This window comes from Fervidicola ferrireducens (assembly GCF_001562425.1).
GTDB classification, from domain to species: domain Bacteria; phylum Bacillota; class Thermosediminibacteria; order Thermosediminibacterales; family Thermosediminibacteraceae; genus Fervidicola; species Fervidicola ferrireducens.
In genome coordinates this window covers 48566-69048 of record NZ_LOED01000007.1, presented here as the reverse complement: position 1 = coordinate 69048, position 20483 = coordinate 48566, and the positions used below count along the sequence as shown (strand labels likewise).

The following is a 20483-nucleotide window of genomic DNA, read 5'->3' as shown; positions in this document are numbered from 1 at the left end:
ATAAAAATGAAAGTGCGGGGCATCAGGGGGGCGATTACGGTCGATTCAAATACGAAGGAAGAAGTTATAAGTGCGACGAAGGAACTTTTAAAAGAGATGATAGATAAAAACCAAGTGACAATCGATGATATATGTTTTATACTTTTTAGTGCGACGGAAGATATCGATGCGGCCTTCCCCGCTCAGGCGGCAAGGGAGCTGGGGATGAAATACGTTCCACTTTTGGATTTTTCCCAGATGAAGGTCGAAGGAGCTTTGAAAAACTGCATACGCGCGCTTATGGCCGTAAACACGGATAAAAGTCAGGAGGAAATGAAGCACATATACCTTAGGGGAGCGAGGGTATTGAGGCCGGATGTAAACTTCCGTTGACTTCGGGTGGCGAAGAGAGGGAATTCCTAATGGAAAAGAGCGCACCTGGCGTCCTATATCTTTGCCCGACGCCCATAGGTAACCTGGAGGACATAACGCTCAGGGCATTGAGGATATTGAAAGAAGCAGACTATATAGCGGCGGAGGATACTAGGGTGACGAAGAGGCTCCTTAATCATTACGGTATAAAGACACCGCTTGTCAGCTACCGGGAACACAACAAGGAGCAGATGGGGAGAAAAATCGTGGAAGACATTCTTGAGGGGAAAAGCGTAGCCCTTGTTTCGGATGCGGGAACGCCGGGAATTTCCGACCCGGGAGAGGACCTGGTGAAAAAGGCAGTAGATGCCGGAGTCCCGGTGGTGCCGCTTCCGGGACCTTCGGCGGTGATTTGTGCCGTTTCGGCGTCGGGCTTGAGCACTTCGAAGTTCGCGTTCGAGGGCTTTCTCCCGCAAAAATCTGCAGAAAGGAGAAAGCAGCTCGAAAAACTCCGGGACGAAAAGCGGACCATAGTGGTTTATGAAGCACCGCACCGGCTTTTAAAGTGCCTGTCGGACATCAGGGACATTCTGGGCGAAAGGAAAATCGCGGTGGCAAGGGAGATGACGAAGCTCCACGAGGAATTTTTCAGGGGAACGGTGAGCGAAGCCATCGAAAAATTTGAAAGCACCCCGCCAAAGGGAGAAATCGTCCTGGTAATCGAAGGGGCGGGGTTCGAGACCGGCGGAACAAGAAAGGTGGAGTTAAGCGAACGGGAAGGCATAAATAAAATAATTCTGCAGGAAGTCGAAAAGAAGATGAAAAGCGGGATGGACAAAAAAGAGGCAATGAAAGCCGTGGCAAGGGAATTTTCCATACCGAAGAGGCAGGTATATAAAATTTTATTGGAAGAGGGAAGCGACGACAGGCCTTAGAGGATTTTGCTCATGAATGGGGTTCCGTGGGAGGGTGTCTCGGGGCGTGAACCACAGTTATGCTGTTCAGTATAACCTCGTACTCCACGGCTTCATAGTTTTTATCTAACTTTTTTCTGAATTCCGCCCTCGGGACTACCACCGTGACTTCATGGGGGTCCTTTATGCTGAGGTTTCTTTTCATCCTTATGGTAAGCCCCGGGAGGATTAATTCCACCTCGTCCGACTGAAGGGGCCGTTTTTTCTTAATCAACTTTTTAAAAAAGGATTTTAAGTTTCCGATGAGGCCCTGTTTTGACATCTTTACAACCTGCTCTTCGGTCTATTAGAGCATATTAATTTTCGAAAGACTGTGTTACTTTTATGGCCCCATCGGGTCCGAAAAAATGCGCGATTGAAATTTACAACCCCAGGACGTCTGCGATTTCTGTCATCGCCTTTAGCGAGAGTTCTGCGAACTCCTCGAAGGGTATCCCCAGCAGTTCTATGGAGCGCATGGCATTCCTGTCCGCCCCTGCTGCGAATCTCAATTCGTTCATCCTCTTTATTATTGATTTGACCTTTACGCTGGAGAGCTTTTTGTCGGGATAAACCAGGGCCACTGCCGTTATAAATCCCGTGATGGGGTCTGCGGCATACAGCGCCTGGTCGAACTTGCTTTCTATTTTCGTTCCAGTAGCCTGGTTGTGGGCAAGTATGGCGTGATACATATCCTCAGTTCCGAAGTTGAGACCTCTTAATATTTCTATGGTTTTGGGGCCGTGAAGCTCGGGGTGATTCCTGTAGTCCACCAGATCCGCGTCAAGGTCGTGCAAAAGACCCGCTATGCTCCATTCTTCGACTTTATCGGGCTCCAATCTTTCGGCTAAGGTTTTCATCACGGCCTCCACCGCGAAGCTATGCTTTACGAGATTTTCGGTGTGCAGGTATTGATGAAGGATTTCTAGGGCTTTTTGCCTGTCCATCTTTTTGCCTCCCGAAGATATGTAGTATAAAACATTTCTAATTATTATACTACAGAATTTCGCCCTTGTCACATTTTTTTAAAAAATCGTGTTGACTTTGATTCAAAATGGTGTAAAATATATAACAAAACCCAAAAAGCTCAAGGCTTTGAAGGGAAAAAGTAGGAACGAAACCTGCGCCCAGAGAGGGAAACCCGCGGGCTGGAAGGTTTCCCGCGCCAGGTGTTCCGAAACCCGTCCCGGAGCCGAAGGCGATGAGCCTTGCCGGCAATCCCTGCCGTTAACCGAGGGAGGGTATAACCCCGTTTTCGATTGGGGCGTACCTGTAATGAGTGGGCCGTGCGGCCAATAAAGGTGGTACCGCGGAATAAAACCTTTCGCCCTTTGTGGCGAAAGGTTTTTTGTTTTTTATGCACTGTCTTGCGGAAAATTTTAAGGAGGTGGTTGGTATGGAAAAAGTCGGTTTTTTTGGGGCAGGTTCCATGGCCGAAGCTCTGCTTAAGGGATTGCTCGGCGCCGGGGTCTTCAGGGCCGAAGATATATTCGTAATAAATAAGAAAAACGACGAAAGGCTGGAATATATCAAAAAAGTCTACGGGGTGAAGGTGACCAGGGATTACTCGGAGATTGCGAGAAAATGCTCGATTTTGATGCTGCTTGTAAAGCCAAAAGACGTGGCGGAGGTGATGGAAAAGATAAAGGACCATCTGAAAGAAGGGCACCTCGTTATATCCGTGGCGGCCGGGATAACCACCTCTTTCATAGAGGGGTTTTCTTCGAAAAAGTTGAAGGTAATAAGGGCCATGCCCAATATTTCTTGCCAGATAAAAGAATCGGCCACCGCAATAGCAGCTGGGTGTCACTCAGGGGAGTGCGAGCTTAAAAAAGCCTCTGAAATCTTTTCTTCGGTCGGCAAGGTCATTTTGGTGGACGAAAAATGGCTCGATGCGGTAACCGCCCTTTCCGGCAGCGGGCCCGCCTACGTGTATCTCATGATGGAAGCTTTGACCGAAGCCGGGGTAAGGGCGGGTCTGCCTGAAAAGGTATCTTACGAGCTCGCCGTGCAGACGGTATTCGGTGCGGCAAAAATGGTGCTTGAAACGGGCGAAGAGCCCGTGACCTTGAGAAAGAAAGTCACCTCGCCAGGTGGCACCACTATGGCCGGGATAGAAACCCTCGAAAAAATGGGTTTCGTAAATGCCATAGTGCAAGCGGTTAAAAGTGCCGCTCGAAGGTCGGTGGAAATGAGAAAGGAGAGCGGAGTTTCCGGAAATTCTTGACAATTATTTAAATTTTTTGTACCATAGATTATAGAGCACAAAGAAAAAGAAGAGACCCGAGTCTCTTCTTTAATTTTTTTTCACCTTTTTCAATTCGGAAGCGCAGTCCTCGCATATATTTTTGCCCTTGAAGGTGATGATGTTTTCCGCGCTGCCGCAGAATATGCATCCGGGCTGGTATTTTTTCAGGATGATCCGGTCGGTGTCCACGTAAATTTCCAGGGCGTCTTTTTCGTTTATATCTAGTGTTCGCCTCAGTTCAATGGGTATGACCACCCGACCCAATTCGTCGACTTTTCTGACGACCCCCGTCGATTTCATAAAGAAATGCCCCCTCTTTTTTACTTTTTTCGACAATATTTCTTAAGTAGATAATACCAGAGCTGCCAATAAAAGTCAACATTTTGTAAAAAAGTAGTATTTTTTAAGAAAGGAGTGACGGGTTTGGAAAGGCTGAACGAAAATCTCAAAACGGAATTTTCCATCGCAGCATCGGCCTTAAGAAAGAGGTTGAAAGAGCGGCCCGACAGGGAAAACCTGCGGGATTTGATTGAAAAAAGCGGCCTTGGGAGATTCAAGAGAAGTCGAAGGATGACGAACGATGAGCTTAAGTCTTTGTCTGAAAAAGGCGGCATAGTGGGGGTGGACGGCTCCACCAACAGTACCGCCGGTTCCTTCCCCTACGTCATAACCGTACAGCAATCTCTGGCAAAGAGCACGGCAGTTCAAGAAGAAATATATTATTCCAGGGTTTTGTGCCCCCTTTTCATGCAGGAAGACATGGATGAGGCAGAATACCTTGAGCTTACAAAATCCAGCCTTGCATCTTTGGAAGCAATGGCCGCCATCGAAGCGGTGGAAAAATTAAAACCCGCGGTGATCCTGGTCGATGGTTCCCTGGTCCGGCTAAAAATTGAAGCTAAAAGCCTCTGGGGGGATTTGAAAAAAGCCGCTATCGACAAGGGGATTTTGCTTGTTGGGGTGGTCGAAGGCATTACTACGAAGATAATAAGTGCCGCTTTAAAGGAATCCCTGCCGGAGGCGATGAAAGGAGCCTGCGATTGGGAACTGCTTTTTGGGGCGTTGGACGTGGGGGAGGGGCTGGAGGTTGTACCGACCGGCCTTAAGGAAGGATTTCGCACGGTGTTTATGAGGACGTCCCTTGACCCCAAACCCATAGGTATCGACCTCCTCGAGGAGCAGTACGAATATATGGAGCAGGTAGAAAACCTGGTTTTTACCCTTACTCCCCAGGACGGCCGGGGAATACCTCTTTGGCTTGACCTTGTTGACAAAAAAGTCAAAATCAGCGATGCTCTTTTAGAGGGGCTTTTAAAGGCGTACTTGGGCGAGGATTTTTCTGAATTCCTCACTCCGAAAAGGGCAAAACGGAGTCCGTAGAGATTTGGTAGCCATATTTAAACATATCCACGAAAGGAGAAAGTAATTATGCAAGTGGTGGGTCTTACCACTCCTCAGGAAGTTTTTGTGGCTTCCAGGGAGAGGAAATTCAGGATAAACGAGATTCTGGTGATAGAAGATCCGCACCAGGGCTCGCTCATAGGCGAAGTGGTGGAAGCCAATTCTTACAACCGCTTCATTCCGCTTTCGATAAACCACGACTTTGTGGACGCCCGGGTGATTGAGTCCCTAGAGCGTCTGGGGTATTCTATTAGCGAAGACGAAATTAATATAGCCAGGGTAAAACTCAGAAACGAAGCGAGCTTCCCGGTAACCACGGGCGCAAAAGCGCACCTTCCGGAGTTTTCGGAAGTTAAAGACCTTCTTGTAAGGTCAACCCCGCAGGAGGGGCTTGCATTAGGGGAGATAAAAAATACTGAAGAGACGGCAGACACCATGGACGAAAATTTGAAGGGGCTCTTTTACGTATACACCAAGGGGGAAAAGAAAAAGACTAAAAACGTGCCGTTTTTGCTGGACTTGAAGTCCTTTCAGCAGTACCCCCACATAGGCATCTTCGGCGGTTCGGGTTCGGGCAAATCCTACGGGCTCAGGGTCATAATGGAGGAACTGATGCTGAAAGAAATCCCGGCGATTATCCTGGACCCCCATTACGAGATGGATTTCTCGACAAAGGAGGAAGGCTTGGAAGGTACACCGGATTTTAAAAGCGCTTTTAAAAAGTTTCAGATAGGCGAGGATATAGGTGTCGAATTCCTTGCCCTCGGGAAAAGGGACCTTTTGGATCTGCTATCCGCGGTAAAGCCCTTGACCGAAGCCATGAGCAGCGCCGTGGAAATCCTTCACCGCCGGGGAGACACTCTTTTAAGCTTTTCTTCGCGGTTGGAACTTTTGGCCGAGGCCCTGGAATTGGGCAGAATCCGGATAGAAAAGATACTGCAGCAGGATATGGAACCCCAGGAAAGAGAAAAATATAAAAAAATGAAGGAGCTTTTGGAGGAGTACCCCAACATACCGCTGGTGTCAGTGCAGGGCATCGCCTGGAGGCTGAGAAGACTTCAGGCTTCTGGACTTTTCAATCACAACATAAAACCGGTAAAAGAAGCCCTTTTGCAGGGGAAGCTGGCGGTGATACAGGGCCCCATATGGCTACTGCAGGTGTTTTCCACCTACCTTCTTGCCAACCTCTACCGGGCGCGCAGGGATTACAAGGATGGGGAGCTCAAGGGAAACGCCAAAGGCGAGTATTTTCCGCCCTTCGTGATAGCCACCGATGAAGCCCACAATTTCGCTCCCAAAGGGTATGACGCTCCTAGCAAGGGAATTATCACCGAAATTGCCCAGGAAGGCAGAAAATACGGCGTATTTCTGGTGTTGGCAACCCAGAGGCCCACGCTGCTCGATGAAACGGTGACCGCCCAGCTCAACACCAAGATAATCTTCAGGACCGTCAGGGGGCACGATATAGCCACCATTACGGAAGAGACCGACATAGGGGCGGAAGAGGCAAAAAGGCTCCCATACCTTCCTTCCGGCGATGCCTTTGTATCGTCGCCGCTTTTCGGCAGGACCGTGGCAATAAGGGTTAGGCTTCCCTATACGAAAAGCCCGCACACTTTAAACCCCTTCGATGAGATAAAAAATTACAGGCAAAAGGCGGAAGAGAGGCTGCTTGACCTATTAGAAACTCACCTACCGATATACGAGACGAATCTCCTGAAAGTGATTCAGGCCTTGAATGCAGAGGCGCCGGATTTGAAACTGGAAGTAAGGACCTTGAAGGAAAGCCTGGAAACCCTGGTCAAAAGCGGAAAGCTCCAAAAGACGGATACGCCTTTCGGAGCCATGTACCACCACCAGTAAACTTGACAATAAATTCCGGCCGTGGTATCATATAATGCAAACAAAAAGGCTATGACGGGAAGAGTAGGTAGGGAAGAGGTCCCAGAGAGCCGGGATAGGTGGAAGCCGGCACCGAAGGCCCTGCCGAACATGGTCCCCGAGCTTGCTCCGCTGAATAAAAGTAGGCGGTGACGGGAAGGCCCGTTAAAGCCAAGAGGCCTTTTAAGGCGAATTAGGGTGGTACCGCGGGATACGTGCCCGCCCCTTTCCGGGGCGGCTTTTTTATTTGTGGAAGACGAAAAAATTCAAGGAGGGAATTCAATGAGAGAAAAGGTATTTTACGTGACGACGCCCATTTACTACGTCAACGCGGAGCCCCATATAGGACATGCGTACACTACCATAGTGGCCGATTTTCTTGCGCGCTGGCACCGCCTTGCCGGGTACGACACCTATTTTCTCACCGGCACCGACGAACACGGCGAAAAAATAGCCCAGGCGGCCAGGGCCAGCGACGAAGAACCGCAGGCTTTTGTGGACAGGATGAGCGCCCGTTTTAGGCAGGCGTGGAAAAAACTGAACATAAAATACGACGATTTCATAAGGACGACGGAACCGAGGCACAAAAACGTAGTGCAGCAAGTGCTCCAAAAGGTATACGACGCGGGGGATATATATTACGGCGAGTACGAAGGCCTTTACTGCGTGGGGTGCGAGCGCTTTTTGACCGAAAAGGAACTGGTGGACGGCCGGTGTCCGGACCACGGCACCGTGCCTGAAAGGAGAAAGGAAGGCAATTACTTCTTCCGGATGGAAAAATACAGGCTCTGGCTGAAAAGCTACATCGAGGAAAATCCAGATTTCATCCGCCCCGAAGGTTACAGGAACGAAGTGCTCTCCATGCTTTCCGAGCCCGTGGGGGACCTTTCCATATCCCGGCCCAGGCGGCGCGTCCCCTGGGGAATTCCGCTGCCCTGGGATGAGGAGCACGTGACTTACGTTTGGTTCGATGCGCTCTTGAATTACGTTTCCGCCCTGGGTTATCCGGATGGGGAAAAATACCGGCGCTACTGGGAGCATGCCTGGCATCTCATCGGCAAGGACATATTGAAGCCCCACGCCGTATTCTGGCCAACCATGTTGAAATCCGCCGGCATACCCATATACCGCTGCTTGAATGTGGGAGGATTTTTACTCGGCCCCGACGGTAGAAAAATGTCAAAGAGCCTGGGCAACGTTGTGGACCCCTTCGCTCTGGCGGACAGGTACGGCCCGGATGTGGTGAGGTACTACCTCCTCAGAGACCTGCCTTATGGCCTTGATGGCTCCGTGGGAGAGGCGGCGCTTGTTGAAAGATACAATGCCGACCTTGCCAACGACCTGGGCAATTTGCTCTCGCGCACGGTCACCATGATTGAAAAATTCTTCGGAGGATACATACCGTCCCCCGGACCGGCCGAAGGGCCAGACCACGAGCTCATTTCAGAGGCCGAAAAGCTGCCGGATGCGGTGGAGTCTTTAATTAGGCGGATGGAACTTTCCGAGGCTTTGAAAGCAATATGGAAATTCATAGGCAGGGCGAACAAGTACATCGATGAAACGGCTCCCTGGGCTCTGGCCAAAGACCCCGCAAAAAAGGAGCGCCTTGCGACGGTGATTTATAACCTCGCTGAAGCGCTCAGGATCATATCGGTTCACATAGAGCCGGCCATGCCCGGTATTCCGGCTAAAATCAGGGAGCAGCTGGGTATCAACGACGAAAACCTCACAAGCTGGGAAAGCGTAAGGCGTTTTGGAGTTCTCCCGGCGGGGCTGAATGTCGGGGATAAAAAGATAATTTTCCCGAGGATAGAAGGGCCCGTTGAAATAAAAACCGCGGAGGAAAAATCCAAAGGGCAACAACTCATAACCATAGATGATTTTGCAAAAGTGGACCTGAGGGTGGCCGAAGTTCTTGAAGCTTCCCGAATCGAGGGGGCGGATAAGCTGCTCAAACTGAAGGTGAGGATAGGAGAAGAAACGCGTCAGATAGTGGCGGGAATAGCAAAGCACTACAGCCCCGAACAATTAATCGGGAAAAAGATAGTGGTTGTCGCTAACTTAAAGCCGACAAAGCTGCGGGGAGTGGAGTCCCAGGGGATGCTGCTTGCGGCTTCGTCTAAAGAAAAAGTAGTGCTCGTTACCGTGGACGAAGATATCGAGGCGGGGGCTAAGGTCAAATGATGGGCGGTTCGGTGCTGGTCGACGCTCACGCACACCTAGATGATGCGGCCTTCGACGGTGACAGGGAGGAACTTTTAAAGCACATAAAGGAACAGGGGATAATTGTCATTAACGCCGGCTCCGACCTTGAGAGCAGCCGCATGTCTTTGGAACTTGCCCGAAATTACGATTTTGTATACGCCTGCGCGGGGGTTCATCCCCACGAGGCTTCAAAGGTTAGTCCCGACTACATCGATGGGTTGCGAGAATTGGCAAAGCACCCGAAAGTGGTGGCTGTCGGTGAAATCGGACTCGACTATCACTACAATTTTTCTCCCAGAGAGGTACAGAAAAAAGTATTCGAAGCACAACTTTCTCTTGCAAAGGAGATGGGCCTGCCGGTGGTGGTCCACAGCCGGGAGGCCCTGGGCGACACCCTGGAAATCCTGAAAAAGTCGGGCGTAAAAAAAGGCCTCATGCACTGCTATTCCGGAAGCCTTGATGAGGCTCGGGATTTTTTGGATTTGGGCTTTTATTTTTCCTTCGGGGGCGTCTTGACTTTTAAAAAGGCGGAAGATGTGAGGAAAGTGGCGGCCGGCCTTCCGAAAGGGAGGGTGCTAATAGAGACCGACTGCCCTTATCTTTCGCCGGAACCGTTCAGGGGTAAGAGAAACGACCCCACCCGCCTTGTGTACATCATTCGCGCCCTCGCGGATATTTGGGGGATTTCCGAGGGAGAAGTGGGAGAAATCACGAAGAACAACGCAAAAGAGCTTTTCGGCATCGAATGCTAAGAGAAGGTGTATTTTCAATTTTTAGCTTTTGTGTTAAAATAACAGCGTTCGCATAAAATTTAGGAAAATGGACGGTGTAACGAAATGATAGCATATCCTTTGGGGGATTCCCTATACCTCAACATAACAAACCGCTGTCCCAACCATTGCTCTTTTTGCATAAGACAATTCAGCGACGGCATAGACGGATATAACCTCTGGCTGGAAAAGGAGCCCACCACGAAAGAGATTATCGAAGCCATAGGGGACCCTACAAAGTACAAAGAAGTGGTATTTTGCGGGTTCGGAGAGCCGCTGATGCGCCTTCAGGTGGTGCTGGATGTGGCCCGCCACATAAAGAAAAACTACCCGGGCGTGCCTATCAGGATAAATACCAACGGATTGGGGAACTTAATAAACGGGGAGGACATAACGCCTTATTTCAGGGGACTTATAGATACAGTATCCATAAGCCTGAATGCGGAAAACGCCAAAAAATATCAGGAGATTTGCAATTCCGATTACGGGGAAGACGCCTTTTATTCCATGCTGGAATTCGCGAGGAAATGCAAAAACCACGTGCCGAGGGTGGTCCTCACGGTGGTGGACGTGCCGGGAGTCGACGTGGAAAAGTGCCGCAAAATAGCAGAGGAACTCGGAGTGGAATTCAGGGTAAGGCACTTTGAAGGTGGGGATGGGGAATAAGCTTGAACGTGAAAGCAATGATGAGGGAGTTTGGAATTCGGCCGAGCAAGCGCCTGGGACAGCATTTTCTTATAGACGAAAGTCCGCTTGCGGCCATGATAGAGGCTGCGGAATTGAAGGATGACGACGGGGTTCTCGAAATAGGGCCGGGCCTCGGTGTTTTAACCCTAAAACTCGGTCGCCTTGTTAGAAAAGTGGTGGCTGTAGAAAAAGACCCGGCTCTCTTTCCCGTCCTAGAGAAATTGACGGGAAAGTATAAAAATATTTGTTTATTAAACGAAGATGTGCTAAAATTGGATTTAGAGAAAGTTGCAAAGGAACATTTCGATGGCAAGTTCAAAGTGGTGGCAAACCTCCCTTACTATATAACCAGTCCCATTCTCATGAAAATAGTGGAGAACCGCCATTTAATAGAAATGGCGGTTATTATGGTACAAAAAGAAGTGGCCGAGCGCCTATCGGCAAGACCCGGCACAAGAGATTACGGCATACTTTCCATTGCGGTGCAGCTTTACGCAGACGTGGATTTGATTTGCCAGGTGGGGAGGTCGGCCTTCCTTCCTCCTCCGAAAGTGGAATCGGCCGTGGTGAGGCTTAAGTTGAGGGAACTCCCCTCCGTCAACATCGAAGACGAAAAGATGTTTTTCAGGGTCGTGGAGGCCGCATTCGGCGAAAGGCGAAAGACGGTGAAAAATTCGTTAAAGAGCAGGCTTTCCCTTCCTTCCGATGAAATAAGAGAGGCTTTGAAAAAGGCGGGGATAGACGAAAATCGCCGGGCCGAAACGTTAAAGATAGAGGAATTTGCGGCATTGTCGAGGGAGATTGCAAAAATAATAATAAAAAATATTGAGTAGCTTGCTATGTTTTTACGGTGGGGCTTTGTACATATCCAACCTTAAACTGTTTTGAGGACGTGATCGACGTGTACTTCATAAGCCCTACTAAAGGAAAAATCACATTAAAAGAAGTAGTAGAGGATATCATCGCCTTTATGGAAGAGGAGCCCAACGCCGCTTACAAATTGATTATCGGCACCGACTCCCAGGCCCGGGATACGGTCTGCTTTGTAACGGCCATAATAATACACCGTGTGGGGAAGGGGGCCAGGTACTATTACCGGAAGAAATTTATGTCGCAGGTAAAAAGCCTGCGGCACAAAGTATATACCGAGACTTCGCTTTCCCTGGAAGTCGTGAATTTGCTGGAAAGAGAGCTTTCAAAGACCAGCTACCGGAATATGGACGTGGAAATCCACGTAGATATAGGCCAAAACGGCGACACCAAGGAGCTTATTCGCGAAGTGGTGGGCTGGGTTATGAGCAGCGGTTATAAAGTCAAGATAAAGCCCCAGGCCTTCGGGGCCACGAAGGTTGCGGATAAATATACTAAGTGAAAGTCTTTATGAAGTTTTCCAGAAGGTCGAAACGCCGTAAGGGGTTGAATCCCTGGTATTCTTTCGAACCCAGGGTGCGGGTCCTGGGCTTCCCTTCAAAATAATTCATGGCTTCGATTATATCGCCGATAATCGTATCGGCGATTTTTTTTGCGTGAAAAAAACCCCGTTCTTTCGAACCGAGCGCCCTGCTTTGAATTGTTACGGGGGCTTCTATGTCCAGTGAGTTTTTTACGGCAAGAGCTGATATCACAGGGGGGACTGCGAAATCCCTTATGTCGGCCAGATTCATGAGATTTCTTGAGACGGCGCAGGGTCCATGGGAGGGGATGGCAACATTGATTTTTTCGTAAATCCCGAGGCGCGCATTAAAAAGCTTTCGGAAACAGTAAAGCTCCTTTGCTATTTTGTTTTCCCGGATTTTGTCAGGAATGCAGAGCGTGAGGGCCAGGTCCGCATTCTTTGAAAGTATGGATTCCGCGAGTTTATTAATCACCGGCGCAAGGTCGCCTGTCATATCGCCGTCGACGAAAATCACGCAGTCGGCGTTATTTTTGAGGGCGTAGAAGACACCGACTGCCCTGGGGATGTCATATCCTAAAGGTTCTTCGAAAATTAATAAATCCACGGTGGGGATGTTTTTTTCTTTAATTTCTTGCAGTGTTCCGTCACTGCTGCCGTTTAAGACGACTAAAATCCGGTCCACCGGCGCCTTTGACAAGGTATCCAAAACTTTTGAAATTCTTCCCTTTTCATCCTTAGCAGGCACCACCGCTATATTCAATATAGCTCACCACCCTTGTCGTTAACACGGCTGTTCCTCCTAACATATTATGTATTAACAGCTTAAAGATTTCATCAGGGGCAGGCGAAAAGAGGTGGAAAACCGGATGGTGAGGGTTGGGGATGTGGTGGCTAGGATTTCCTACGGGAAAGATGTGTTTTTTAAGGTGATCGAAATAAGGGAAGAGAAAAAAATCGCCGTATTGAAAGGCATAAACGTCAGGATAATTGCCGATGCCCCTTTGGATGACCTCGTTCACCCTTCCCCAGCGGAAGTGCGTGAGTACAGGAAGGATTATATTAAAAAGGCAAATGAATGCATGGAGAGAATTTTTTACCGCCGGGAACTGGAGATCAGCAGGTTAAAGCGGGGGAATTCTGAAGAAAACGATTTTTTTTATATACCTGGGAGAGTGCTCCATGTAGACGGTGACCAGGACTATCTGGAATTTTGCCTTTCCACTTACAAACAGCTGGAAATAGAGGCCTACGGCGTGAACCTGGCCGAAAAGGACCAGCCTAAAAAAATAAAAGAGCTGGTGATGGAGTACAATCCCGATATTCTGGTGATAACAGGTCACGACGGCCTTTTGAAAAACAGGAGCGACTTTAAAAACGTGGATGCCTACAGGAATTCCAAATATTTCATAGAGGCCGTCAGGGAGGTCAGGAAATACCAGCCTTCGCTGGACGACCTGGTGATATTCGCCGGTGCCTGCCAATCCCACTACGAAGAGCTCATAAAGGCGGGGGCCAATTTTGCAAGTTCCCCTCACCGGGTATTTATTCACGCCCTTGACCCCGTTTTTGTAATCGAAAAAATAGCGTATACGCCTTTTGACCAGGTCGTCTCGGTACAGGATGTGATAGACGCCACTATAACAGGTATTAAAGGCATAGGCGGGGTCAAGACGAGGGGTAAACTGCGGCAGGGATTGCCCCGTTCTCCTTACGAATAACGAGGTGGTGCGCATAATGGAGGGAGAAGAAATAAATGTAAAGATTAAAATTTTCGATGTGGGGGCAAAAAAAGAAATTGTACTCGATATGGAAAAGTACGTGGAAGGTGCCGTGGCCTACGCCATGCCGGCGGAGTTTCCTTTAGAAGCCTTAAAAGCTCAGGCTGTATGTTCGAGGACCATAGCGGTAAGAAGGATGACGGTTTTCGGCGGCAGCGGATGCCGCAGGTACCCAGGCTTTGAAGTCTGCACCGACCCGGAGCATTGTCAGGGTTTTTTAGATGAAGAAGAAAGAAAAAAGCTCTGGGGCACGAGGTTTGAGGAGTATAACAGTAAAGTCGAAAAGGCGGTTACGGATACAGCGGGTATAATCCTGACTTATAACGGCAAGCCCATCGAGGCCGTGTATCACCGGGCGTGCGGGGGATGTACCGAGGATTCGGAAAACGTCTGGGGCAACAGCGTAAGCTATCTGAGAAGGGTGGAGTGCGATTATTGCAAAAATTCCCCCGCATGGCGGACGGTAAGGACTTTTTCCGCAAGGCAGCTAAAAAATAAGCTCGGAATAGCTTTGGATGAAGACCGCTTTGATAAAAGTCGTGTTCCGGGCCTTATAGACAACGTTCAAAGTACTCCATCCGGTAGAATCAAGAAGATAAAAATAGGGGATATGGCTTTCGACGGTGCCGATGTCAAGAAACTGCTGGGATTTAACTCGACGAAGATAAGCTGGAAAATATCCGCAATAACTTTTGAGATTATGGGGAAGGGCCATGGGTTGGGGATGTGCCAGCACGGCGCCCGCACTATGGCGCTTATGGGATTTCCGTTGGATGAAATTTTGAAATTCTACTTTACCGGCGTGGAATTGTCGGAATTGGAAAAACCGACCATGGCAAAACCGCTTTCCGGCAAAGTAATAGCCATTGATCCGGGAAGGGGCGGAGAAGTCAACCACTGCGGGCCCATGGGATTGTCTGAAGGATACGTAAACCTTGAGATAGCAAGAAGCCTTGAATCCTTGCTGAAAAAAGAAGGAGCCCGGGTGGTAATGACCAGGGATAAAAATGAATACAAAAGTCTTCCGGAGAGGGCCCAGGTGATAAACGAAAGCAATGCGGATATCGCCGTAATCATCCATCAAAATTTTTGGGACGACGAAAAAAGCGGCGGAACGGAACTATTCTATTTACCGGGAGACGAAAAGGGCAGGAGGCTTTCGTTTTGCATTCATAAGAAGCTGATTTCGGAATTGAAGCTGGCGGATTTAGGGGTGAAAGAAGCGGACCTTTATCTCTTGAGGGAGACCCGAATCCCTTCGACCTTGATTAACGTAGCCTGTTTGAGCAATCCGGAAGAAGAGAGATTGCTTTCCGAAAGAGAATTTAGAGAAAGGGCGGCTAACGCTATATTAGCCGGGATAAAGGCTTATTATCAGGGCCATTTTGGTTAAAAGGTCTTATTTTTTTGGAATGTAGCAGTTGACAAAAGATATAATGGCTGCTAAAATAGTATAACATTTGACATCGGGGGAAATAAATGATATAATTTTAATACGTATTTTGTATTTTCTGTGAGGTGAGGTTTATGGCCACCGAGAACACTCTCCTCAAAATAAAAAAAAGCATTGAACCCTATGTTGGGAAGAGGGTAAAGATCAAAGCCAATCGGGGGCGAAAGAAAATTTTCGAACAGGAGGGCATATTGGAAAAGGTATATCCCAGCATCTTCGTGGTCAGAGTGGAGGAGGCGCCCGACTCAATAAGGCGCATATCGTACAGCTATTCGGATATACTTACCGAAACCGTCCAGCTTATGCCCTGTCCAAAAGAAAAAAGTGCCAATTAGTCCTTCAAAGGACTTTTTTTTTGTTTAAAACAAAACCTCCCTTTGCTGAATAATTATATACTAAAGTTGCCTTCATCAGGCAAAGGGGGGTCTTTGTGTTACGGGCTGAAAGAATACTCAGGCGCTACGAAAAAAAGCTTTTTTCGGTAGAAAATGTGGTGGGGACCGGCCTTGGCTACAAGATAATCGAGGGCAGGACCACTAACGAGCCTGCCGTAATTATCCTCGTGAAGAAGAAAAAACCCGAAAGAGAGCTGCCGAGAAGTCAAATTCTGCCCAAAAAGCTGGAAAATGTGATGACCGACGTGATAGAAGTCGGCGAGGTGAGATTCCTCGATGTCAGGACGCAAAAATCAAGGCCGGCGATGCCGGGTGTGAGCATAGGGCATTATAAGGTCACGGCAGGCACTTTCGGTGCGGTGGTGAAAGACGAGATCACGGGGGAACCGTTAATTTTGTCCAACAACCACGTGCTTGCCAATGCCAGCAACGGCAAGGACGGCAGAGCCTCCATAGGAGACCCCATACTGCAGCCCGGCCCTTATGACGGAGGGGGGCCGGAGGACGTCATAGCCCGCCTTTACAGGTTTGTTCCCGTTGAAAAGGATTTAGCTCCCAGCAGGTGCTCCGTAGCAAGGAGGGGTGAGAATTTTATAAATTTTTTTCTAAAGTTCCTGAAACCGGACTACCGGGTTGCGCTCCTGAAACAAAATCCCGCCTATAATCTGGTGGATGCGGCGGTAGCAAAGCCGATAAATCCCGATTACATCAAAGCCGAGATTATGGAGCTGGGCGAGATCAAGGGCATAGCAGAGCCCAGCATAGGGATGACTTTAATAAAAAGCGGCCGCACCAGCGGTGTATCCAAAAGCGAGATAAAAGCTCTGAGCGTAAGGATAAGGGTGATAATGAGCCCTGGAGAAGAAGCCACCTTCCACGACCAGCTGCTTGCGGGTCCGATGGCGCAACCGGGAGACAGCGGTTCTCTCGTGGTAAATGAGAGGATGGAAGCGGTGGGCCTGCTATTTGCCGGGTCCGAAGTGGCGACCTTGATCAATCCCATATCGCTGGTGCTGAAACTCTTGAGGGTTACCTTTTAAAATATGCCAGTGAAGGACATATAATCCATTGGCGGGATATCCGGCGCCGGGGCGATTTTAGAGAAATAAGGGGATGGACATTCCCCTTGTTCTATTTTTAGGGGGATATCGGCGGTTTGTTCAATGAAGGATAAAAAGATATAATAAGTGACAAATCTGGCTTGGGAGGCGGGATGAATGAAAAAAGCCTTGAGAAATTTTGCGGTGCTTTTTTTGATCGCCGTTCTGGCGACGCTGCCCGGAATCGCCTTCGCTTCCGGATGGGTAAACATTAAGATCACTTATAATGGCACCGTAAAGACTTTTCGCATTCCCCTTGAAAGTTTGTTAAAAAGCGGCAGGTACACGTTCATCTTGAATGTTTCTAAGCTTTTCGAGCCGAAGCCCCAAAGCGAATCCAGCACAGCGAACGACAAGCCAGTAACTACTCCAGCCCAGGGATTAACGGCCGATGAAAAACAAATGCTGGATTTGGTAAACGCCGAAAGAATTAAAGCGGGATTAAAGCCCCTGCAAATCGACATGAGATTGGTGGACCTTGCAAGGAAGAAAAGCAGGGACATGATACAGAACAATTACTTCGGCCACACATCCCCTGTCTACGGAACGCCGTTTGAGATGATGAAGTCGGCGGGCATAACGTACAGGTATGCCGGAGAAAACCTGGCAGGGGCCCCCACCGTACAGAAAGCCCACGAGGGCTTGATGAACAGTCCGGGCCACCGGGCCAATATTTTGAGTCCCAACTATAACCGCATAGGTATAGGGGTCGTTGAAGGCGGGCCGTACGGCAAGATGTTTACCCAGCTTTTCATCGGGACGGAATAGAGTTTTTCACAGGTGTGCATTTCCTGTGGATAACATGTGGATATTGTGAGTAATTTTTTGGATTTCACCCGCTTAAAATTAGGCGGGTTTTTTTATTTTCAGTTTTCCCTCTCAATTCATATACTGTTATTACCAATCCGATGAAAGAAGGTGAGCCGATTGGCATGGCTTTTATTCGGGGTGGTTTTTGGGATTGTCGCCGTAGTGGTTTACCTTTATTTCAGGAGGGCTTTTAGTCAAAAGGATTGCAGTAAAGAAACTTTTAAAGACAAATTGCAAGACCCCATTCCCAAATTTCCTGAGGGCGAAGACATAAAGCTTCCCGAAATACCGGAACAAAATAATGAGGATACGGCAAAGCTATCTGAAAAAGAGGAAATAAAGTAGCCAGAAGAACAAAAAGAACACAAAAAACCGTGGGAGGAGTAAATGTTTATAAAAGACGGATGTCGAAGGATGTCCGTCTTTGTTTTTCGGTGGAACATATTTATCCGGCCATACATATATATTATTAGGAGTAATAGAGAAAACTCAGGAAGACCCATTTTTTACAAAAGGGAGGGTAATCTATGGGGGTCAGGTTGGAAAAAGAATTGGTCAAAGTGGACCAGGTGGTCGGAGAAGATAAGGCGCAAACCGTCGTCGAAGGTTTGATAGTGCTCCCTTACGGCAAGCCCGACATAGAGAGGGTTCTCTCGGTCGAAGCAGAAGTGAATACCGAAAACCTGGATATAAACGTGATAGACGACAAGGTTGTAATTGAAGGTGCTATCGACGTTGAAGCACTTTATGTGGGCAAGGTTCCCGCCGAATCCCAGCCGGTCCATTTCGTAGAAGGGACGGTGGATTTCAGCATCTTCGTTAAAATCCCCGGTGCCAGGAAAAACATGGACGTCAAGGTAAAAGCCCGGGTTGAACACGTGCAATTTTCCCACAACGACGCAAGGCCCCGCGAAATAGACGTGAGGATTATAGTGGAATTTTTCGTGAAAGTAACAAAGAGGGTGCAGCTTGAGATAGTGGTCGACGCTAAAGGTCCCTCAGACCTCCAGGTCCTAAAAGAAAGCATCAGGGTGGACCACGTGGTCGGCGAGGGAAGGGCCCAGAAGATAGTAAAGAGCGAAGTCGACGTGCCGCCCAAAAAACCGGACATCCTCGAGATATTAAAGGCCGAAGGTAAAGTCAGGACCACGGAAACGAAGGCTCTTGACGACAAGGTTGTAATAGAAGGCGTTTTGGAGGTCGACATCCTCTATGTGGGGGATGTCCCTGAGGGCGTTCCCCAGCAGCCGGTTCATTTCATGGAAGCCGAAATACCGTTCACGGAGTTCGTGGAAGTACCGGATTGCAGGCAGGACATGTCTAAAACGGTCAAGGTGCGCGTGGAGCACATAAGGGCCCGAAAAAAAGACGAAAGAAGCATGGCGGTGGAAGCAGTCCTTGACATAAAAGCAAAGGTGCTGGAGCCCAAGACTATAGAAGTTGTGGAAGACCTTTTCAGCCCGTCGAAAAAGCTGGATGTGAAGAAAACAAAAATAAAAGTAGATAAAGTTATTGGCGAGGGTGAAAACCAGGTAATCGTCAAGGAAGCCTTTAAAGTACCCCTGGAAAAGCCGCCCATTGAGCAGGTTTTCAAGACCGAAGCCAGAGCGAAAGTTACGGAAACTCGAATCATCGAGGATAAAGTCGTGGTGGAAGGCGTCCTGAAGCTGGAGACCCTGTATGTAGCCGAAGCTCCATACTGTTCCCCGCAGCAGCCGGTTCATTTTGTTGAAAATGAGACCCCGTTTACCATTTTCGTGGAAATTCCCGGAGCAAAAGAAGACATGACGCTTGACTTTGAAGTTGAAGTGGAGCACGTATCTTCCAAAGTTGACCCCAATGATGCTCGCAGGTATGAGGTAAGGGTGGTATTGAAGCTCGTGTCGAAGGTTACCAGAATGGTGCAGCTGGATGTAGTTGTAGACGTGGAAGAAGCGGCAGAGGAAGAGAAAAAAGGGGAGAAAAAGGAAGAATATAAAGATAAACCTTACATGACCATATACATCGTGCAGAAGGGCGACACTCTGTGGAAAATAGCAAAACGGTACAACGTCACTTTGGACGCAATAATAAAGGCGAACAACATTACGAATCCTGACTTGATATACCCCGGACAGAGGCTAATCATCCCGAGGCAGATGTATTGAAAAAATTCCCGCAGAATGCGGGAATTTTATTATTTTCTTTTTGTGGGAAAAATAACGCCGGGGTGATTTTTTTGGGAGAAAAAGTCAGGGGATATTTGATGATTATAGGAGGGGCGGAAGACCGGAGCGGCGACAAAGAGATATTGAAAAAGTTCGCCGAAATTTCGGGGCAAGGCAAAGCGAACGTTACGGTGATTACCGTCGCATCCCAGGACCCGAAAGGGGTCGGAGAAATGTACGTCGAAATTTTTTCGCAGCTGGGGATAGGGCATGTGGAAGCCCTCTACATCAAAAGCCGGAGTGATGCCAACAAGGAATCGGTCGCAGAGCGCATCGCGAGTTCCACGGGGATATTTTTTACGGGCGGTGACCAGCTTCGCATTACCAGCATCCTGGGCGGTACCAAAGCCTACCATGCGCTCGAGAGAGCCTACCGGCAGGGTGTTATTATTGCGGGGACCAGTGCGGGGGCTGCGGCCATGAGCGATACCATGATAATAGGAGGAGCAGGGGACGAGGCGCCGAAAGGAAACACCGTCAGCATGGCGCCGGGCCTTGGGCTGCTGGAAGAAGTGGTAATTGACCAGCATTTTGCTCAGAGGGGCAGGATGGCCCGACTTTTGCTGGCTGTTGCCCAGAACCCATTTATTCTGGGGGTGGGCATAGACGAGGACACGGCGATAATCGTCCACCCCGACGGGAATTTTTGGGTGATAGGTTCTAATACCGTGACCGTATTGGACGGAAGCTGCGTCAGCTTTACGAATGTATCGGAGCTCAGGCCCGGTGAACCCCTGGCCATGTGCAACGCCGCACTACATGTCCTATCGCCGGGATTGGGCTTTGACATGAAAAAGAGGAAACCGTTGCTTGAGTGAAAGGCAAAAAATGCATATACGTTTGAGAAA

The 20483-nt window shown here is 48.8% G+C and carries 22 protein-coding genes and 2 other annotated features; of the genes, 18 read left to right on the top strand and 4 right to left on the bottom strand.

Going from position 1 to position 20483, the window contains the following annotated elements:
- Positions 1 to 6: 6 nt before the first annotated feature.
- The gene (aroH, locus tag AN618_RS04330) at positions 7 to 372 is read left to right on the top strand and encodes a chorismate mutase (RefSeq protein ID WP_066352502.1); all 366 of its coding nucleotides are present in this window, start codon (positions 7 to 9) and stop codon (positions 370 to 372) included.
- 29 nt (positions 373 to 401) lie between these two features.
- The gene (gene rsmI, locus AN618_RS04325) at positions 402 to 1286 is read left to right on the top strand and encodes a 16S rRNA (cytidine(1402)-2'-O)-methyltransferase (RefSeq protein WP_066352561.1); all 885 of its coding nucleotides are present in this window, start codon (positions 402 to 404) and stop codon (positions 1284 to 1286) included.
- A 10-nt stretch (positions 1287 to 1296) separates the two neighbouring features.
- On the opposite strand, the gene AN618_RS04320 is transcribed toward rsmI, so the two are convergent.
- Together AN618_RS04320 and AN618_RS04315 are read right to left on the bottom strand one after the other, a co-directional pair.
- A complete protein-coding gene (locus tag AN618_RS04320) occupies positions 1297 to 1587 on the bottom strand; it encodes a hypothetical protein (protein WP_157081622.1) in 291 nt (96 codons plus the stop codon).
- A 100-nt stretch (positions 1588 to 1687) separates the two neighbouring features.
- A complete protein-coding gene (locus AN618_RS04315) occupies positions 1688 to 2251 on the bottom strand; it encodes an HD domain-containing protein (protein ID WP_066352500.1) in 564 nt (187 codons plus the stop codon).
- A gap of 139 nt (positions 2252 to 2390) precedes the next feature.
- Positions 2391 to 2639 (top strand) — a binding site (T-box leader).
- Positions 2640 to 2700: 61 nt separating this feature from the next.
- On the opposite strand from AN618_RS04315, the gene proC reads away from it, so the two are divergent.
- A complete protein-coding gene (gene proC / locus AN618_RS04305; RefSeq protein ID WP_066352555.1) occupies positions 2701 to 3531 on the top strand; it encodes a pyrroline-5-carboxylate reductase in 831 nt (276 codons plus the stop codon).
- A gap of 69 nt (positions 3532 to 3600) precedes the next feature.
- Here proC and AN618_RS04300 read toward each other — a convergent pair whose 3' ends face one another.
- Positions 3601 to 3852 (bottom strand): AbrB/MazE/SpoVT family DNA-binding domain-containing protein, encoded by a 252-nt coding sequence (locus AN618_RS04300; protein ID WP_066352493.1) that lies wholly within the window; start codon positions 3850 to 3852, stop codon positions 3601 to 3603.
- Positions 3853 to 3975: 123 nt separating this feature from the next.
- Here AN618_RS04300 and AN618_RS04295 point away from each other — a divergent pair, with 123 nt between their 5' ends.
- The 7 genes from AN618_RS04295 (at position 3976) to AN618_RS04265 (ending at position 11868) form a co-directional block, all read left to right on the top strand.
- Positions 3976 to 4932, top strand: coding sequence for a DNA double-strand break repair nuclease NurA (locus tag AN618_RS04295; RefSeq protein WP_066352489.1), 957 nt, complete (start codon positions 3976 to 3978; stop codon positions 4930 to 4932).
- A gap of 48 nt (positions 4933 to 4980) precedes the next feature.
- Complete coding sequence (locus AN618_RS04290) at positions 4981 to 6816, top strand: ATP-binding protein (RefSeq protein WP_066352487.1); 1836 nt, start codon at positions 4981 to 4983, stop codon at positions 6814 to 6816.
- A 42-nt stretch (positions 6817 to 6858) separates the two neighbouring features.
- Positions 6859 to 7064 (top strand) — a binding site (T-box leader).
- Between the two features lie 52 nt (positions 7065 to 7116).
- Positions 7117 to 9018: a methionine--tRNA ligase gene (gene metG, locus AN618_RS04285; RefSeq protein ID WP_066352547.1), complete on the top strand. Its 1902-nt coding sequence runs from the start codon at positions 7117 to 7119 to the stop codon at positions 9016 to 9018.
- Positions 9019 to 9029: 11 nt separating this feature from the next.
- Positions 9030 to 9791 carry a TatD family hydrolase gene (locus tag AN618_RS04280; RefSeq protein ID WP_066352553.1) on the top strand — a complete coding sequence of 254 codons (762 nt, stop codon included), beginning with the start codon at positions 9030 to 9032 and terminating at the stop codon, positions 9789 to 9791.
- Between the two features lie 84 nt (positions 9792 to 9875).
- Positions 9876 to 10475: a TatD family nuclease-associated radical SAM protein gene (locus tag AN618_RS04275; RefSeq protein ID WP_066352486.1), complete on the top strand. Its 600-nt coding sequence runs from the start codon at positions 9876 to 9878 to the stop codon at positions 10473 to 10475.
- An 8-nt stretch (positions 10476 to 10483) separates the two neighbouring features.
- Positions 10484 to 11329, top strand: a complete 846-nt coding sequence (gene rsmA, locus AN618_RS04270) for a 16S rRNA (adenine(1518)-N(6)/adenine(1519)-N(6))-dimethyltransferase RsmA (protein ID WP_245628396.1) — start codon at positions 10484 to 10486, stop codon at positions 11327 to 11329.
- Between the two features lie 68 nt (positions 11330 to 11397).
- On the top strand, positions 11398 to 11868 hold the full coding sequence (locus AN618_RS04265; protein ID WP_066352484.1) for a ribonuclease H-like YkuK family protein: 471 nt from the start codon (positions 11398 to 11400) through the stop codon (positions 11866 to 11868).
- Here the strand turns inward: AN618_RS04265 and AN618_RS04260 are convergent.
- On the bottom strand, positions 11861 to 12652 hold the full coding sequence (locus AN618_RS04260; protein WP_066352482.1) for a glycosyltransferase: 792 nt from the start codon (positions 12650 to 12652) through the stop codon (positions 11861 to 11863). The two genes, AN618_RS04265 and AN618_RS04260, sit on opposite strands and share 8 nt — an antisense overlap.
- 106 nt (positions 12653 to 12758) lie before the next feature.
- Here AN618_RS04260 and yabG point away from each other — a divergent pair, with 106 nt between their 5' ends.
- The 8 genes from yabG (at position 12759) to AN618_RS04220 (ending at position 20453) form a co-directional block, all read left to right on the top strand.
- Positions 12759 to 13610 (top strand): sporulation peptidase YabG, encoded by an 852-nt coding sequence (gene yabG / locus AN618_RS04255; RefSeq protein ID WP_066352480.1) that lies wholly within the window; start codon positions 12759 to 12761, stop codon positions 13608 to 13610.
- 4 nt (positions 13611 to 13614) lie between these two features.
- Entirely contained in the window at positions 13615 to 15063 is a 1449-nt protein-coding gene (gene spoIID / locus AN618_RS04250; RefSeq protein ID WP_342670461.1) for a stage II sporulation protein D, read from the top strand.
- A gap of 134 nt (positions 15064 to 15197) precedes the next feature.
- Complete coding sequence (locus tag AN618_RS04245; RefSeq protein WP_066352476.1) at positions 15198 to 15458, top strand: Veg family protein; 261 nt, start codon at positions 15198 to 15200, stop codon at positions 15456 to 15458.
- Between the two features lie 95 nt (positions 15459 to 15553).
- A complete protein-coding gene (locus AN618_RS04240; RefSeq protein ID WP_066352474.1) occupies positions 15554 to 16558 on the top strand; it encodes a chymotrypsin family serine protease in 1005 nt (334 codons plus the stop codon).
- Positions 16559 to 16735: 177 nt separating this feature from the next.
- Positions 16736 to 17386: a CAP domain-containing protein gene (locus AN618_RS12580; protein WP_083515038.1), complete on the top strand. Its 651-nt coding sequence runs from the start codon at positions 16736 to 16738 to the stop codon at positions 17384 to 17386.
- Between the two features lie 159 nt (positions 17387 to 17545).
- Positions 17546 to 17773: a hypothetical protein gene (locus AN618_RS04230; RefSeq protein ID WP_066352471.1), complete on the top strand. Its 228-nt coding sequence runs from the start codon at positions 17546 to 17548 to the stop codon at positions 17771 to 17773.
- A gap of 182 nt (positions 17774 to 17955) precedes the next feature.
- A complete protein-coding gene (locus AN618_RS04225) occupies positions 17956 to 19575 on the top strand; it encodes a DUF3794 and LysM peptidoglycan-binding domain-containing protein (RefSeq protein WP_066352469.1) in 1620 nt (539 codons plus the stop codon).
- Between the two features lie 71 nt (positions 19576 to 19646).
- A complete protein-coding gene (locus AN618_RS04220) occupies positions 19647 to 20453 on the top strand; it encodes a cyanophycinase (RefSeq protein ID WP_066352542.1) in 807 nt (268 codons plus the stop codon).
- Positions 20454 to 20483: the final 30 nt, after the last annotated feature.

Excerpts from the sequence above, each read along its gene's own strand:
- aroH (WP_066352502.1), top strand. The coding sequence starts at position 7 with ATGAAAGTGCGGGGCATCAGGGGGGCGATTACGGTCGATTCAAATACG.
- rsmI (WP_066352561.1), top strand. The coding sequence starts at position 402 with ATGGAAAAGAGCGCACCTGGCGTCCTATATCTTTGCCCGACGCCCATA.
- AN618_RS04320 (WP_157081622.1), bottom strand. The coding sequence starts at position 1,587 with ATGTCAAAACAGGGCCTCATCGGAAACTTAAAATCCTTTTTTAAAAAG.
- AN618_RS04315 (WP_066352500.1), bottom strand. The coding sequence starts at position 2,251 with ATGGACAGGCAAAAAGCCCTAGAAATCCTTCATCAATACCTGCACACC.
- proC (WP_066352555.1), top strand. The coding sequence starts at position 2,701 with ATGGAAAAAGTCGGTTTTTTTGGGGCAGGTTCCATGGCCGAAGCTCTG.
- AN618_RS04300 (WP_066352493.1), bottom strand. The coding sequence starts at position 3,852 with ATGAAATCGACGGGGGTCGTCAGAAAAGTCGACGAATTGGGTCGGGTG.
- AN618_RS04290 (WP_066352487.1), top strand. The coding sequence starts at position 4,981 with ATGCAAGTGGTGGGTCTTACCACTCCTCAGGAAGTTTTTGTGGCTTCC.
- metG (WP_066352547.1), top strand. The coding sequence starts at position 7,117 with ATGAGAGAAAAGGTATTTTACGTGACGACGCCCATTTACTACGTCAAC.
- AN618_RS04275 (WP_066352486.1), top strand. The coding sequence starts at position 9,876 with ATGATAGCATATCCTTTGGGGGATTCCCTATACCTCAACATAACAAAC.
- yabG (WP_066352480.1), top strand. The coding sequence starts at position 12,759 with ATGGTGAGGGTTGGGGATGTGGTGGCTAGGATTTCCTACGGGAAAGAT.
- AN618_RS04245 (WP_066352476.1), top strand. The coding sequence starts at position 15,198 with ATGGCCACCGAGAACACTCTCCTCAAAATAAAAAAAAGCATTGAACCC.
- AN618_RS12580 (WP_083515038.1), top strand. The coding sequence starts at position 16,736 with ATGAAAAAAGCCTTGAGAAATTTTGCGGTGCTTTTTTTGATCGCCGTT.
- AN618_RS04225 (WP_066352469.1), top strand. The coding sequence starts at position 17,956 with ATGGGGGTCAGGTTGGAAAAAGAATTGGTCAAAGTGGACCAGGTGGTC.